This is a genomic window from Pseudomonas sp. 9AZ (assembly GCF_902506525.1).
GTDB lineage: Bacteria > Pseudomonadota > Gammaproteobacteria > Pseudomonadales > Pseudomonadaceae > Aquipseudomonas > Aquipseudomonas peli.
Genome location: NZ_LR733840.1, coordinates 1,232,884 through 1,247,076 on the forward strand (window position 1 = coordinate 1,232,884; position 14,193 = coordinate 1,247,076).

The 14,193-nt window shown below is 61.4% G+C and carries 11 protein-coding genes; 6 read left to right on the plus strand and 5 right to left on the minus strand.

Features of this window, described 5'->3' with window-relative positions:
* Positions 1–57: 57 nt before the first annotated feature.
* From ALTER154_RS05885 to ALTER154_RS05900, 4 genes are all read right to left on the minus strand, one after another.
* Positions 58–1,050 carry a type II secretion system F family protein gene (locus ALTER154_RS05885; protein ID WP_160085641.1) on the minus strand — a complete coding sequence of 331 codons (993 nt, stop codon included), beginning with the start codon at positions 1,048–1,050 and terminating at the stop codon, positions 58–60.
* Positions 1,051–1,093: 43 nt separating this feature from the next.
* Positions 1,094–1,849 carry a substrate-binding periplasmic protein gene (locus ALTER154_RS05890; protein ID WP_372239916.1) on the minus strand — a complete coding sequence of 252 codons (756 nt, stop codon included), beginning with the start codon at positions 1,847–1,849 and terminating at the stop codon, positions 1,094–1,096.
* Between the two features lie 52 nt (positions 1,850–1,901).
* Positions 1,902–2,669: an ABC transporter substrate-binding protein gene (locus ALTER154_RS05895; protein WP_160085642.1), complete on the minus strand. Its 768-nt coding sequence runs from the start codon at positions 2,667–2,669 to the stop codon at positions 1,902–1,904.
* 88 nt (positions 2,670–2,757) lie between these two features.
* Complete coding sequence (locus tag ALTER154_RS05900; protein WP_160085643.1) at positions 2,758–3,699, minus strand: substrate-binding domain-containing protein; 942 nt, start codon at positions 3,697–3,699, stop codon at positions 2,758–2,760.
* Between the two features lie 243 nt (positions 3,700–3,942).
* On the opposite strand from ALTER154_RS05900, the gene ALTER154_RS05905 reads away from it, so the two are divergent.
* The 4 genes from ALTER154_RS05905 (at position 3,943) to ALTER154_RS05920 (ending at position 7,657) form a co-directional block, all read left to right on the plus strand.
* The gene (locus tag ALTER154_RS05905; RefSeq protein ID WP_090251281.1) at positions 3,943–4,671 is read left to right on the plus strand and encodes a VC0807 family protein; all 729 of its coding nucleotides are present in this window, start codon (positions 3,943–3,945) and stop codon (positions 4,669–4,671) included.
* Positions 4,672–4,695: 24 nt separating this feature from the next.
* Complete coding sequence (locus ALTER154_RS05910) at positions 4,696–5,133, plus strand: YqaA family protein (protein ID WP_160085644.1); 438 nt, start codon at positions 4,696–4,698, stop codon at positions 5,131–5,133.
* A gap of 149 nt (positions 5,134–5,282) precedes the next feature.
* Positions 5,283–6,236 (plus strand): YbhN family protein, encoded by a 954-nt coding sequence (locus tag ALTER154_RS05915; protein ID WP_090249629.1) that lies wholly within the window; start codon positions 5,283–5,285, stop codon positions 6,234–6,236.
* Positions 6,237–6,391: 155 nt separating this feature from the next.
* The gene (locus ALTER154_RS05920) at positions 6,392–7,657 is read left to right on the plus strand and encodes an Hsp70 family protein (protein WP_160085645.1); all 1,266 of its coding nucleotides are present in this window, start codon (positions 6,392–6,394) and stop codon (positions 7,655–7,657) included.
* Positions 7,658–7,729: 72 nt separating this feature from the next.
* On the opposite strand, the gene ALTER154_RS05925 is transcribed toward ALTER154_RS05920, so the two are convergent.
* Positions 7,730–10,045, minus strand: coding sequence for a YgiQ family radical SAM protein (locus ALTER154_RS05925; protein WP_160090026.1), 2,316 nt, complete (start codon positions 10,043–10,045; stop codon positions 7,730–7,732).
* A gap of 232 nt (positions 10,046–10,277) precedes the next feature.
* Here ALTER154_RS05925 and ALTER154_RS05930 point away from each other — a divergent pair, with 232 nt between their 5' ends.
* Both ALTER154_RS05930 and ALTER154_RS05935 read left to right on the plus strand, forming a co-directional pair.
* Complete coding sequence (locus ALTER154_RS05930; RefSeq protein ID WP_178126328.1) at positions 10,278–12,155, plus strand: diguanylate cyclase; 1,878 nt, start codon at positions 10,278–10,280, stop codon at positions 12,153–12,155.
* 133 nt (positions 12,156–12,288) lie between these two features.
* Positions 12,289–14,193, plus strand: coding sequence for a diguanylate cyclase (locus tag ALTER154_RS05935; protein WP_160085647.1), 1,905 nt, complete (start codon positions 12,289–12,291; stop codon positions 14,191–14,193).

Genomic DNA, 14,193 nt, shown 5'->3' on the forward strand with positions numbered 1-14,193 from the left:
AGTAAAACTACATAGTCGACCAGTAACCTTGCACCCTCCTTTCAGTCCACCGTGCCACTAACCTAATTCTGCCGGTAAGCGCGGCCCAAAGCCTGCGCCAGTCAGCAGTCCATAGGCCATCCATAGCATCACCCCGGCATACAGCGCACGCGGCAACCAGGTCGCCAGCTGTTCGGTCAGGCTATCCAGTTTCTGTGTTTCCACCCCGGCGTAGTTGAGCAGGCTGGCTGGCAAGGTGCCACTGGCCTCCCCCGTACGAATCAGGCCAAGAGCCAAGCCATGGCCGGGGAAGTCCAGACTGGCCAACGCCTGCGCCAGGCTCTGACCACGCTGAACAGCCAGCTGCACACCACTGAACCGCTTGCGCAGTGGCGCATGGCGGATCACCGCGCAGGCCTTGGGCAGGGCGTCGAGCATGGGCATACCGGCCTCCAGCATCAGCCCCAGGCTCTCGAAAAAGCCCCGCAGATTACGCCGCAGCAGCGCCGTGCCAAAGACTGGTACGCCCACCAGCAGGGCATCGAGCGGCGAAGCCGTCGCCGCTGGCGCGCGCTCACGCCGACGATAAAGCCCACGCCCCAGCGCATAGAGCGTACCCAGCGCCAGCACCGGCCAGAGTACGCCCCACAGATACCCGGCAATACTCAGCTGGCCACCGACCAATGCAGGCAGCGGCTGGATAAATAACGCCAACACCAGCACCGCGGCGGGCAACAGCAAGCGTGATTTTACTGCCGCGCCCTGCTGCGCACGGTGGCTGTAGCGCTCGGCCAGTCGCTGATAAACCGCAGCCAGACAACCGCTGGCCTGGGCGGCGCGCAGCAGGGTGCTGTCCAGCGGGGTGAATACGCCACTGCGCAGTCCGGCACTGGCCATATCGCTGCCGCTGGCTATCTGTGCCTGCAGGCTGGATAACGCTGCCTTGCTGCCCCCCGGTAGCGATACGCTGAGCAATGCCTGCGTCACAGGCACCCCAGCTTTTTCCATAGCGGCCAAGTGGGCAAATAACTGCGCACGGGCCGAAAAATCCAGCGATACAGGACGGGGCATTAACAATGCTCGATACGTAAATGGTCGATCTGTAGGGGCAGGGCTATTCAGTCACAGTGGGCGGTTGGGCGTGTGGCATCCAACGGCGAAAAATCTCAGTGAAACTACCATCCTGATGCATGCCATCCAGTGCACGACGCCAGCGCTGCACTACCGCGACATCCGTTTGCGGGGAAAAGGCGATGTAGTAGGCCGAGCGCATAAACGGCAGGTGCGCTTGCACTTGGTCGGCGCGCAACCCACCGCGCGCCAGCTCAGCGTCCAGCGTCAGGTCTTCGGTGGCAATCAATTGCACACGGCCATGTTTGAGCATGGTCACCATGCTCTTCGAACTGGTCACCCCATAAAGGTTCGTGAAACCTCGCGCCGCCAACGTCTCATAGGTGTACCACTGCTTCGGCACAGCCAGAGGGCCACTGTCGGCCGCCTGCTGCAGGTTATCGAACTGCAGATTGCGTGACTTCAACGAGTAGAAACTGGTAGTGCCGATCAACAAGGGCCCCACCCATTGAAACTTGGCCTCCCGTTCAGGGGTGCGCACGGTGGAGAAAATCGCTGTATCGGCCTGCTGCTGGGCCAGGTGGTAGGCACGTGTCCAAGGCAGCAACTGGATGCTCGCCTCATCGCCCGTGCGCCTGATGAGCTCACGCACCACTTCCACCGCCAAGCCATGCAGCTCGCCATTCTGGCTGAAGCTGGTGGGTGGGGCCTCCTCGGTCAGCAGCTGCAACTCAGCACGAAGCGAACCGGACAAGCAGCACATCAGCCAGATACTGAGCAGGCAACATCGTTTCAGCAAGATGGAATCTCCGGACACTGCAATCAGACTAGCTCAGTGCCAACGAATTGCGTCAAGGCGCCGGGGCCAGTATCGGCATGCTGTTAGGGTCAGAAAACCAACGCCGATGGATGCGCAACAGGCCGCCATCACGGGTCAATTGATCCAGCGCCTGCTGCCAACGCTGCACCAACGCTGGGTCGGTATTTTTGGAAAAAGCGATGTAGGAGTTAGTACCCATCAGGGTGAATTGCAGCTCCACATCCCGGGCGCTCATGCCCTGCTCCGCCAGCATGTCATCGATCGCCAGGCTGCTGGCCACCAACAATTCGATACGGCCATGCTTGAACATCTTGGTCATGTGCTGCGGCGTCGGCACCGCGTAGAGGTTTTTTAACCCCTTATCACTGAGGTACTCGTAGGAGTACCACTGCTTGGGAACCGCAACGGTACTGAAGCGCTCGACATCTTTGAGCGAGCGCACATTCAGCCCGGCACCACGCCGGGCATAAAAGCTGGTATGCCCAAGGGCTATCGGGCCAACCCACTGGAACAGGGACTCTCGTCGTGCGGTGCGGACGATTGAGAACAGGCCGGTATTGACCTCACGCTGCACCTGATGGTAACCCCGGGTCCAGGGCACCACCTGAATGCTTGCAGAGGCCCCAGTGCGCTGGATCAGTTGCTCGACGACTTCAACCGCCATGCCGGTGAGCTTGCCATCGTCGAAATAACTCAGCGGGCGGTATTCCTCGGTATACAGCTGCAACTTCGCCGCCAGCGCCAGACTGGAGTAACCGATGAGCAGCAACAGAGCACCAAGCAGGGACATAAGCCGCATGGCAATACCTCGGACTAACGAGGACAAGACCCGGTTCATGATATGCAGGCCACGACATCACAGCCAGTTCGCGGCCTCACAAAACCGCTTAAGGCTGGCCGGAGAGCGTGTTCTGCAACTGCGTTTGCTCCCACTGCGCCAAGTTGCCCTGGTCAATTCGCTCAGCGTCCAGGGCGACCACCACACGCTCCGCCGGCAACTCGCCACGCGCAGCACGTGCGGCTAACTGCACGGCACGGAAGCCCAGCAGATGGGCCTGCTGGATATACAGGCTGTGAATTTCCCCCGACCGCAACGCCTCGATCAATAACGGGTCGCCATCGAAGCCCACATGCAGCAGCTGCCCGGTTTTACCCAAACGCCGCAACGCAGCCAATACCGCACGGGAACTCGTGCTGTTCGGCGTGAACAGCCCATCCAACTGATCGACCTGCCCTTGCAGCGCCTGCACGGCCAACTGCCTGTCTTCGCCTACATAGACATCCAGCAGCACCTGCAAGCCCCCAGCCTCTGCGGCCTGGCGAAAGCCACGCTCGCGCTCGGTGGTCGACGTCACGTCGGGGCGCAAACGCAATAGCGCGACGGTGCCCCGCCCACCCAGAGCGCGCACCAGGTATTGCCCAGCCTGCTCACCGGCGCGGTAGTTATCGGTCGCGACGAGGCCGCGCGCCACGCTACCTGGCATGTCGCGGTCAAAAAAAATAGTGGTTATTCCGCTGGCTGACAGCTGATTAACCCGCCGCGTGATCTCCTCACCGCTGGGTGCGATGACCAGCGTTCGGCAACCGCGCGCCAGTACCCAGTCAATCATTTCCAACTGGGTCTCCACGCTGCCTTCATGGGTGGGCCCACGAACAAGCACTTCCAGCCGATTCTCGGCCCCGGCCTGCCGCGCCCCCGCTTCCACCTGGCTCCAGTAGGGCGTGAAGCTGGCGGTTACCACTCCCACGCATGCCATCGCCGAGGACGCCCACACACTCAACAGCACACATAACGCCACCAGCGGTTTCCACAAGCCTCGGCAATGCATGGCGATCACTCCCAAAAACGAGACCAACAAGCACCCGTGTGCCACTGCCGGACTGATCTAGAGCCAGTACTAGCAGACTAGCATCAAGCAGTTAGCCTCGCCGGGCGCAGAGCAGTCACGGCCCGTCAAAAACTGAACGGCAGCCCCCGGCCTCACACTTTTTCACACTCCAGGCGACGGCTGGGCTGGTAGCGGCCGCTCAAGCAGGCGATGATCGCGCCTCTCTCCTACACCTTGAATGACATGACCGATACCACGCACAGCACTCAGGCCACGCACAAACCCCGCCCGCTGATCGATCTGCTGGTCAGCATCCTGATTCCTTCCCTGATCCTGATGAAACTCAGCGGCGAGAGCCGACTGGGCGCTGATGGCGCGCTGATGCTGGCGCTGGCCTTCCCGTTGGGCTGGGGCAGCTTCGAGCTGATCAAGTACCGCAAATTCAACTTTATCGCTCTGCTCGGGCTGGTCAGCGTGCTGCTGACTGGCGGCATCGGCCTGCTCAAGCTGGACAACCAGTGGCTGGCGATCAAGGAAGCGGCGATCCCCGGCATCATCGGTATTGCCGTGCTGGTCTCGACGCGCACCCGCTTCCCGCTGATTCGTACCATGCTGTTCAACAAGACCGTGCTCAACGTCGACAAGATCCATGAGCGCCTGGAGCAGGCCGGTAATACCGCGCTGTTCGAAACGCGCCTGCTCAGAGCGACCTACTGGCTGAGCGGCACCTTCTTCTTTTCCTCGGCCATGAACTACGTGCTGGCCAAGTGGATCGTCATCAGCCCGGCCGGCAGCGAAGCCTTCAACGCCGAACTGGGGCGAATGAACCTGCTTAGCTACCCGATGATCGCGATCCCCTCGATGATCATGCTGATGGCCATCTTCTATTACCTCTGGCGCACCATTCACGGGCTGACCGGCCTCAAGCTGGAAGACGTGATGGCCAATGCCGAGCAGGAAAAACAGCCTTAAGCCAGGCAATCCGGCGCACCCGGAATGCTGACGTTCTCTGCCTACCTGGGCCTGTTTATTTCGGCCCTGGGCGCCGCCACGCTGCTGCCACTGCAATCGGAAAGCGTATTGGTAGCGTTGTTGCTCAGCGGCACCTATTCACCCTGGGTACTGCTGGCGGTAGCGAGCGCCGGGAACATTCTCGGCGCGCTGCTCAACTGGTTGCTGGGCCGGTACCTTGAGCACTTTCGACATAAGTCCTGGTTCCCGGTCAGTGAGGCGCGCTTGCAGCAAGCGCAGCGCGGCTATGCCCGTTATGGCCGCTGGTCACTGCTGCTGAGCTGGGTACCGATCATCGGTGACCCGCTGACCCTGGTGGCAGGGGTGATGCGCGAACGCCTGTGGGTTTTCCTGCTGATCGTCGGTCTGGCAAAAACCGCCCGCTATGCTGTATTGGCAACCCTGACCCTCGGCTGGAGCTGATTACGCCTACACGACACACGCCGTAACGCCAACGGCAACTCTGAGGTTGAGCATCGGCCATGCCTCCGTGATACTGCGCAGCCTTCGCACGGGCGTGTGCGAAGACCGTCACCGTGCGAAGGAGTGATCTGAGTGGAGCGGCATCCGTAATGAAAAGGAGCGATCTGGCCTGGACCCTAGTGGGGCTAAGCGCCGTGCTGCTGTCGTGCTACTTGCTCTATCACCAAGTGCGCACCATTTCCCTCGATGAAATTGCCGATAGCCTGCGTGCCATCCCGCGCCTGGATTGGCTGCTAGCCGCCGTGGCCACTCTAGGCGCCTACAGCGCCCTGGCCTGGTACGATCGCATCGCCCTGGCTCACCTGGGCAAAAAGATTTCCTGGCGTTTTATCAGCCTGTGCTCCTTCACCACCTATGCGCTGGCCCACAACATCGGCGCCTCAGTGTTCTCCGGCGCCCTGGTGCGTTATCGCGCTTACCGCAGCAAAGGCATGACGCCGCAGGAAATCGGCATCCTGATCGTCTTCTGCTCCTTCACCTTCGTCCTCGGCACCATCCTCGCCAGCGGCTGCGTACTGGTGCTAGAGCCGGATCTGATCCACCGCGTGGCCAAGGTCACACCGCTGGTCTCCGAGATTATCGGCGTGCTCCTGCTGCTGTTGGTTGCGCTCTATGTGCTCGGTTCCTGGCGGCACTTCAAACCCTGGCACTGGGGCAAGCTGCATCTCGAATACCCGCGCCTGGGGATTGTCGGCCGCCAGCTGCTGGCCGGACCGCTGGAACTAGCCTGTGCGGCGGCGATCATCTACTTCGCCCTGCCGGCTGAGCACAACCCTGGCTATCTGGTGGTATTCGGCGTGTTCCTCGCCTCGTTCTCCCTGGCACTGTTGTCTCACGCCCCTGGCGGCCTGGGCGTACTGGAAGTGACCTTCCTCGCGGCAATGCCCGAGCTGCCCGCCGCTGACGTGCTTGCGGCACTGATTGTGTTCCGCTGCTTCTACCTGCTGCTGCCGTTCGCCCTGTCGTTGCTGGTGGTGCTGGGCTTTGAGTGGTCGCAGTGGCAGAGCCGCCGCAACACCCCTGACAACCCGCCCTTGCCCTGAGTCGCACACACCGGATAACCGGGGGCAGCATTGCGCCGCGCACTCGCATAGAATGCGCGGCCGTTTTTGCGGCACGCCTGCACAACAGCCACTCGCCGGTTTCGTGACAGGATGCCCAGAAACTTCCCGGTACTTATTCAGGAACAGCGCGCCGCATGACTCTCTCTACACCCGCCCGCGCCTGCGGCATCGACTTCGGCACCTCCAACTCCACCGTCGGCTGGCTGCGCCCCGACGCCGAAACCCTGATCCCACTGGAAGACGGCAAGATCACCCTGCCCTCGGTGGTGTTCTTCAACCTCGAGGAGCGCCGCCCGGTCTATGGCCGCCTGGCCCTGCAGGAATACCTGGAAGGCTACGAAGGCCGCCTGATGCGCTCGCTGAAAAGCCTCTTGGGCAGCAAGCTGCTAAAAAGCGAAACCACCGTGCTGGGCAGCGCCCTGCCGTTTAAAGACCTGCTCGGTTTTTTTATCGGTGAGCTGAAAAACCGCGCCGAGGCCACTGCCGGCCGTCCCTTTGAAGAAGTGGTGCTGGGCCGCCCAGTGTTCTTCGTCGACGATGACCCGGTGGCCGACCTGGAAGCACAGAACACCCTGGTGGCCGTGGCGCACAAGCTCGGTTTCAAGGACGTGTCGTTCCAGTACGAGCCCATCGCCGCAGCCTTCGACTACGAGTCGGGCATCAGCCGCGAAGAGCTGGTACTGATCGTCGACATCGGCGGTGGTACCTCGGACTTCTCCCTGGTACGCCTGGCGCCCGAACGTCGCGCAGTGGCTGATCGCCACAACGACATCCTCGCCACCGGCGGCGTGCACATCGGCGGTACAGACTTCGACAAGCAGCTTTCTCTGGCTGGGGTGATGCCACTGTTTGGCTACGGCAGCCGGATGAAGAGCGATGCGCCGATGCCCACCAGCACCCACCTCAACCTGGCAACCTGGCACACCATCAACGCGGTGTACTCGGCACAGTCGCAGCGCCAGCTGCAGAGCATGCGCTACGACATCGTCGACCCTACCGGTATCGACCGCCTGTTCCAGCTGATCGAGCGCCGTGACGGCCACTGGCTGGCCATGCAGGTCGAGGAAAGCAAGATCGCCCTGACCGAGCAGGATGCGCGCCCCATCGACCTCAGCCGCCTGGAAGAGGGCCTGGTCGCTGAGCTGACCCGCACGCTGTTTGAGGATGCCATCGAGCCACTGCTGGAGCGCGTGCGCGCCAGTGTCAGCCAGCTGTTAAGCGATGCCGGCGTCAGTGTCGAGCAGGTGGATACGGTGTTCTTCACCGGCGGTTCCAGCGGTATTCCGGCGCTGCGCCAGAGCGTCGCAGCCATGCTGCCCAATGCCCAACATGTGGAAGGCAATACCTTCGGCAGCATCGGCAGCGGCCTGGCCATCGAAGCGCAGAAGCGCTACGGCTGATCAAATGCCGCAAGGCGCCCGGCCACAATAAAAAACGCCAGCTCGAAGCTGGCGTTTTTTATTGCTGCAGAATCAGCGCGGAACGGCCGGCTTCTTCACCGGTTTCTTGCCTTTGCCCTTGGCAGCATCGGCACGTTCCTTGGCCGCTTGCTGATTACGCGCCTGCGCAGCGGCTTTGGCCTGCTCGCGCTTGTCCCAGGGGTTACCGCCCGCCGCCCCGGTGTCACGCGGTGGCAAGCCGGTGTGCTGGGTCAGCATCGGCTTGCTCTTGGTGGTGTCCTTGGCGACCTTGTGGCTACCGGCCGGCGTCGAATTCTTGCGGCGCGCGCTCTGGTAGCTGGCAGTGGCGGGTTGATGCAGCGGGATCAGCTGATTCTTGCCCGGCCCGATCAAATCGGCACGGCCCATGCGCTGCAGCGCTTCCCGCAGCATCGGCCAGCCTTTCGGGTCGTGATAACGCAGGAAGGCCTTGTGCAGACGGCGCTGCTCTTCGCTCTTGACGATGGTCACGCCGTCGCTCTTGTAGCTGACCTTGCGCAGCGGGTTCTTGCCCGAGTGGTACATGGCCGTGGCAGTGGCCATTGGCGACGGGTAGAAGGCCTGCACCTGGTCGGCACGGAAGCCGTTGCCCTTGAGCCACAGCGCGAGGTTCATCATGTCCTCGTCGGTGGTGCCCGGATGCGCGGCGATAAAGTACGGAATCAGGTACTGCTCTTTGCCCGCCTCTTTCGAGTACTTCTCGAACATGCGCTTGAACTTGTCGTAGCTGCCAATGCCCGGCTTCATCATCTGATTCAGCGGGCCTTCCTCGGTGTGTTCCGGGGCGATTTTCAGGTAGCCACCGACGTGGTGGGTGACCAGCTCCTTCACATACTCCGGCGACTCCACGGCCAGGTCGTAACGCAGGCCCGAGGCGATCAGAATCTTCTTCACCCCTGGCAGCGCGCGGGCGCTGCGGTACAGCTGAATCAGCGACGAGTGATCGGTGTTCAGGTTCGGGCAGATGCCAGGGAACACGCACGATGGCTTGCGGCAGGCGGATTCGATTTCCGGGCTCTTGCAGGCAATGCGGTACATGTTGGCGGTCGGTCCGCCGAGGTCGGAAATCACCCCGGTAAAGCCTGGCACCTTGTCGCGGATCTCTTCGATCTCACGGATGATCGACTCTTCCGAGCGGTTCTGAATAATCCGGCCTTCGTGCTCGGTGATCGAGCAGAAGGTGCAACCACCAAAGCAGCCACGCATGATGTTAACTGAAAAGCGGATCATGTCGTAGGCAGGGATTTTCTCTTTGCCATACGCCGGGTGCGGGACGCGCGCATAGGGCATGCCGAACACGTAGTCCATTTCCTCGGTAGTCATCGGGATGGGTGGCGGGTTGAACCACACATCCACCTCACCATGCTTCTGCACCAGCGCGCGGGCGTTGCCCGGGTTAGTTTCCAGGTGCAGCACGCGGTTGGCGTGGGCGTACAGCACCGGGTCGTTACGCACCTTTTCCATGGACGGCAGACGGATCACCGTCTTGTCACGGGTCATCCGTGGGCTGGCGAGAAGCTGCACGACCTTCGGCTCGTTCGGGTCTTCCTGCGGGCCCTTCTCCTGCTCGATGGCGCAGGCCTGGGTATCCTGAGTGTTCACGTACGGGTTGATGATCTTGTCGATCTTACCCGGCCGATCAATACGGGTGGAGTCCACCTCATACCAGCCCTGCGGCGTATCACGACGGATAAACGCGGTGCCGCGCACGTCGGTGATGTCTTCGATCTTGTGGCCGTAGGACAGGCGCTGAGCCACTTCGACGATGGCGCGCTCGGCGTTGCCGTACAGCAGAATGTCGGCGCTGGCATCGATCAGGATCGAATTGCGCACACGGTCTTGCCAGTAATCGTAATGAGCAATACGGCGCAGGGAGGCCTCGATACCGCCGAGCACGATCGGCACGTTTTTATAGGCTTCTTTGCAGCGCTGGCTGTATACCAGGCTGGCGCGGTCCGGGCGTTTGCCGGCCATGCCGCCAGGCGTATAGGCGTCGTCCGAGCGGATTTTCTTGTCGGCGGTGTAGCGGTTGATCATCGAGTCCATGTTGCCGGCCGCGACGCCGAAGAACAGGTTCGGCTCGCCGAGCTTCATAAAGTCGTCTTTCGACTGCCAGTTTGGCTGGGCGATGATGCCCACACGAAAGCCTTGCGACTCCAGCAACCGGCCGATAATCGCCATGCCAAACGATGGGTGATCCACATACGCGTCACCGGTGACGATGATGATGTCGCAGCTGTCCCAGCCAAGCTGATCCATCTCTTCCCGGCTCATTGGCAGGAAGGGCGCAGGCCCGAAACACTCGGCCCAGTATTTTGGATAATCAAATAACGGCTTGGCGGCTTGCATGGACATGGAAAGTGACCGGCGTAGGCGAACAGGATGGAAAATCGCGGGCGCGGAATATAGCACAAAATTTAACCAAACCCGACTCCAGCGCTAGGTTTAATGACTGAAATACCCCTAGCGCTGTAGCAGCAGCGTAGTGGCTTACGGCTATACTCGGACGCACAACATCGGTCTCCAATAGCCGGGACAAGGGGTGAACGTGGTGCAACGCTTAGCTTTTTCAATCCTAATCATGCTGAGCCTAGCCTTGCTACCCGGCCTTTCGAGCGCAGCCATCACGCTCACGCCCACCAGCAGTGGCATTTCCCTGAACACCGACATAGAACTGCTGGAAGACAGCAGCGCACAACTGACCATTGCCGATATGGCCGACCCGGCTATTCAGAGCCGCTTCAAGCCGGCCAATGGCCGCGCCAGCGTAGGCCAGAGCCTTAACCCTTGGTGGATCAAGGTTACCCTCCAGCGCACTAGCGATGCACCCAGCCACTGGTGGCTGGAAGTCAGCTCGGTCACCCAGCTCGACCTGCGCCTGTACCTGCCCGAGCCGAATGGCCGTTGGCAGGAGCGCCAATCTGGCGAGCTGGTCAGCCATAAAGAAGGCCGCGATCACGAATTCCGCCACATGCTGTTCAAGCTACCGGAGCTGAGCCAACAGCCCCTGACTTTTTATCTGCGCAGCTATGACCCGGCCGGCAACTCGTTCCCGATGCGCGCCTGGCAGCTGGATCAGCTGACCCAAGGAGCCGCAGAAGAGAACCTCGCACTTGGGGTGGTCTACGGCATCATCGCCGCGCTGCTGCTGTACAACCTGTTTATCTTCTTCAGCCTGCGCGACTCGGCCTATTTCTGGTACGTGCTGACCACCGCCGGCGCTCTGCTGATGATCCTCAGCATGAGCGGCCATGGCTTTCAGTACCTGTGGCCAAATAATCCCGTGCCCTTCTGGCTGGACCGCGTCACTCTGCCTTCTCTGTGGGGCTTCTGCGCCTGCCGCTTTACTCAATGCCTGATGCAAACCCGCACCCATGTACGCTGGGCTCATCATCTATTAAGCCTGGCCTGCGTCTGCTATGTGATTGCAGTTGCCCTTGAGGGTCTGGGACAACGTCATACCGCAGCCTGGATCATCGCCCTGTTATCGCTGACCAGCATCCCAGCAGCGCTGGGCTCGGCACTGATTCGCTGGCGCCAGGGTTACTTCCCGGCACTGCTGTATCTTTGTGGCTATGGTTTGATTCTCGGCAGCATCAGTCTGGCGCTGATGCGCGCCACCGGCCTGGTACAACCGGCCATCTGGAATGCTTACGTATTCCCACTGTCGGTGGCAGCCGAATCGATTCTGTTCTCCTTCGCCCTGGCATACCGCATCCAGACGCTCAAGCAGGAAAAAGCCGAAGCCCTGGAGCAGGCAGACCGCGAAAAAACTGCGCGCCTGGCGCAGATGCAAGGCAGCGCCGATGAACTACAAAGTGCGGTCAAGCTGCGTACTGCCGAACTGGCACAGGCCAACCAGCAACTCTGCGAACGCGAGCGCGAGCTACAGCACGCCGCCTTCCACGACCCACTAACCGAACTGCCTAACCGACGTTTTCTAGTCGAGCGCTGCGAGGCCGCGCTGGCCAATGCGCGTCGTCACAATGAAGCCACCGCCCTGCTGCTGATTGACCTCGACCATTTCAAGCCGATCAACGACAAATATGGCCACGATGCCGGCGACCTGATGCTGCAAACCATCGCCCAGCGCCTGCGCGAACATGTGCGCTCGGGAGATGCCGTTGCCCGCCTGGGCGGTGATGAGTTTGCGGTGCTGATCTGCGGCGAAGACGCCGAACAGCACGCCCGCGAAATCGCTCGCCGCTTGCTGGATGAACTGGCCAAACCGGTGGCCTATGGCGCGGATCGGCTGACCGTGACCATCAGCATCGGCGTGGCGCTGTACCCGCGCCACGCCAGCAATTTCACCACGCTGTACAAGGCGGCGGATGAAATGCTCTACAAGGTCAAGGGGCGCGGTCGCTCGGGCTCAGCGGTGTGCGGAGAAGATGGCGAACTGAGCAGCAGTGCACGCCTGCAACTGGACGTGCTCAACGTACCCAGTGGTTTGAGCTGACGGCTCAACGGTCGAGATCACCTCGCGCAGCCCAGCCATCCACCCAACCAACGACGTGCCTGCAACTTCTGTGAACGATCACGCCGCTGCGCCTATACTCGCGCAACCGCCACTCGACACCGGGAAGTCAGTAGTGCAGCGCCTTACCCTATCCATTCTTCTACTGTTGAGCCTGTTTAGCGGTCCGAGCGTTGCCAGCACGGTGCAACTGAGCACCTCCAGCAGTGGCAGCGTGCTCAACGGCCAAATCGAACTACTGGAAGATGTCGACGGCCAACTGAGCATTGCCGACATGGCCGACCCTGCCGTGCAAAACCGCTTTCAACCCGCCGCCGGACGCACCAGCGTTGGTCAGAGCAGCAACCCCTGGTGGATCAAACTCAGCCTGCAACGCAGCAGTGACGCGCCTGCACAGTGGTGGCTGGAAGTCGGCGCGGTTACCCTGCTCGACCTGCAAATCTTCCTTCCCAGCGCCACGGGCCAATGGCAACTGCGCCAGGCGGGTGAACGCGTCGGTTTTGCCGAAGGCCGCGACCATGACTACCGCCGCGCCGTGTTCCGCCTGCCAGTCCTCGGCGAACAGCCACAGACTATTTACCTGCGTACGTACGACCCGGGTGGCAACTCCTTCCCGCTGCGTATCTGGCAGCTGCACGACCTCGAACAACTGGCCAAGCGCGAACATCTGGTGCTCGGCCTGATCTACGGGGTGATCCTCGCCCTGCTGCTGTACAACCTGTTTATCCTGCTGGCACTGCGCGACCCGACCTACCTCTGGTATGTGCTGACCATGGCGGCGTCCTTGATCTTTATCGCCAGCATGAGCGGTCATGGTTTTCAGTACCTCTGGCCGGACGACCCTGTACCGGCCTGGCTGGATCGCATCACCCTGCCCATTCTGGTTAGCCTCGGCATCCTGCGTTTTGCCCAGGCGCTGCTATCCACCCGCACCACCCTGCGCATTGCCCATCACATCCTCAACGGCTGTATCGCCGTGTACCTGCTAGCCCTGGCGGTCAACCTGGCCGGTTATCGCAGTGAAACGGGCCTACTGATCGGGCTGATTCCGATTGTTACCGTGCCCACCCTACTGTTCAGCGCGGCGATCCGCTGGAAACAGGGTTTTACCCCGGCGCTGTTCTACCTGCTGGGCTACGGCAGCGTGCTGCTGAGCTTTGTGATTCTGGTGCTGCGCGCCGCTGGCGTGGTACAGCCAGGCGAGTCCACCGCTTACCTGTTCCCACTGGCGGTGGCGGCCGAGGCGATTCTGTTCTCCTTCGCGCTGGCCTATCGCATCCAGATTCTCAAGCAGGAGAAAGCTGACGCCCTCCAGCAGGCCGACCGCGAAAAAACTGCACGCCTGACCCAAGCCCAGGCCAACGCCGCCGAACTGCAACATTCGGTTGACCTGCGCACGGCTGAACTGGCCGCCACCAATGAGCGCCTGCGCCAGCGTGAACAAGCCTTGCAGCACGCAGCGTTTCACGACCCACTGACCGAGCTGCCAAACCGCCGCTACCTGGTGGAGCGCTGTGAAACCGCCCTGGCCAATGCGCGCCGTCACAGTGAAGCACTGGCCCTGCTATTGATCGACCTCGACCACTTCAAACCGATCAACGACAAACACGGCCACGATGCCGGCGACCTGATGCTGCAACAGATCGCCCAGCGCCTGCGCGAGCATGTTCGCGCAGGAGATACCGTGGCGCGCCTGGGCGGCGACGAGTTTGCCGTGTTGGTAGGGGGCGCCGATGCCGAAGAGCACGCCCGGGAAATCGCTAATCGTTTGCTCGCCGAGCTGGCCAAGCCGGTGATGTACGGTGCAGAACGACTGACCGTGACCATCAGCATTGGCGTCGCGCTGTACCCACAGCACGCAGGTACCTTTACCGCGCTGTACAAGGCGGCCGACGAGATGCTCTACCGAGTCAAGACACGTGGTCGCTCAGGCTCAGCGGTGTGCGGCGAAGATGGCGAGCTGAGCAACAGCGCGCGCCTGCACCTGGATGTGCTCAGCGTGCCCAGCGGCCTGCTCTGA

Coding starts and splice junctions, on each gene's coding strand:
- ALTER154_RS05885 (WP_160085641.1), bottom strand. CDS start 1,050: ATGCCCCGTCCTGTATCGCTGGATTTTTCGGCCCGTGCGCAGTTATTT.
- ALTER154_RS05895 (WP_160085642.1), bottom strand. CDS start 2,669: ATGCGGCTTATGTCCCTGCTTGGTGCTCTGTTGCTGCTCATCGGTTAC.
- ALTER154_RS05900 (WP_160085643.1), bottom strand. CDS start 3,699: ATGCATTGCCGAGGCTTGTGGAAACCGCTGGTGGCGTTATGTGTGCTG.
- ALTER154_RS05905 (WP_090251281.1), top strand. CDS start 3,943: ATGACCGATACCACGCACAGCACTCAGGCCACGCACAAACCCCGCCCG.
- ALTER154_RS05910 (WP_160085644.1), top strand. CDS start 4,696: ATGCTGACGTTCTCTGCCTACCTGGGCCTGTTTATTTCGGCCCTGGGC.
- ALTER154_RS05915 (WP_090249629.1), top strand. CDS start 5,283: ATGAAAAGGAGCGATCTGGCCTGGACCCTAGTGGGGCTAAGCGCCGTG.
- ALTER154_RS05920 (WP_160085645.1), top strand. CDS start 6,392: ATGACTCTCTCTACACCCGCCCGCGCCTGCGGCATCGACTTCGGCACC.
- ALTER154_RS05925 (WP_160090026.1), bottom strand. CDS start 10,045: ATGCAAGCCGCCAAGCCGTTATTTGATTATCCAAAATACTGGGCCGAG.
- ALTER154_RS05930 (WP_178126328.1), top strand. CDS start 10,278: ATGCTGAGCCTAGCCTTGCTACCCGGCCTTTCGAGCGCAGCCATCACG.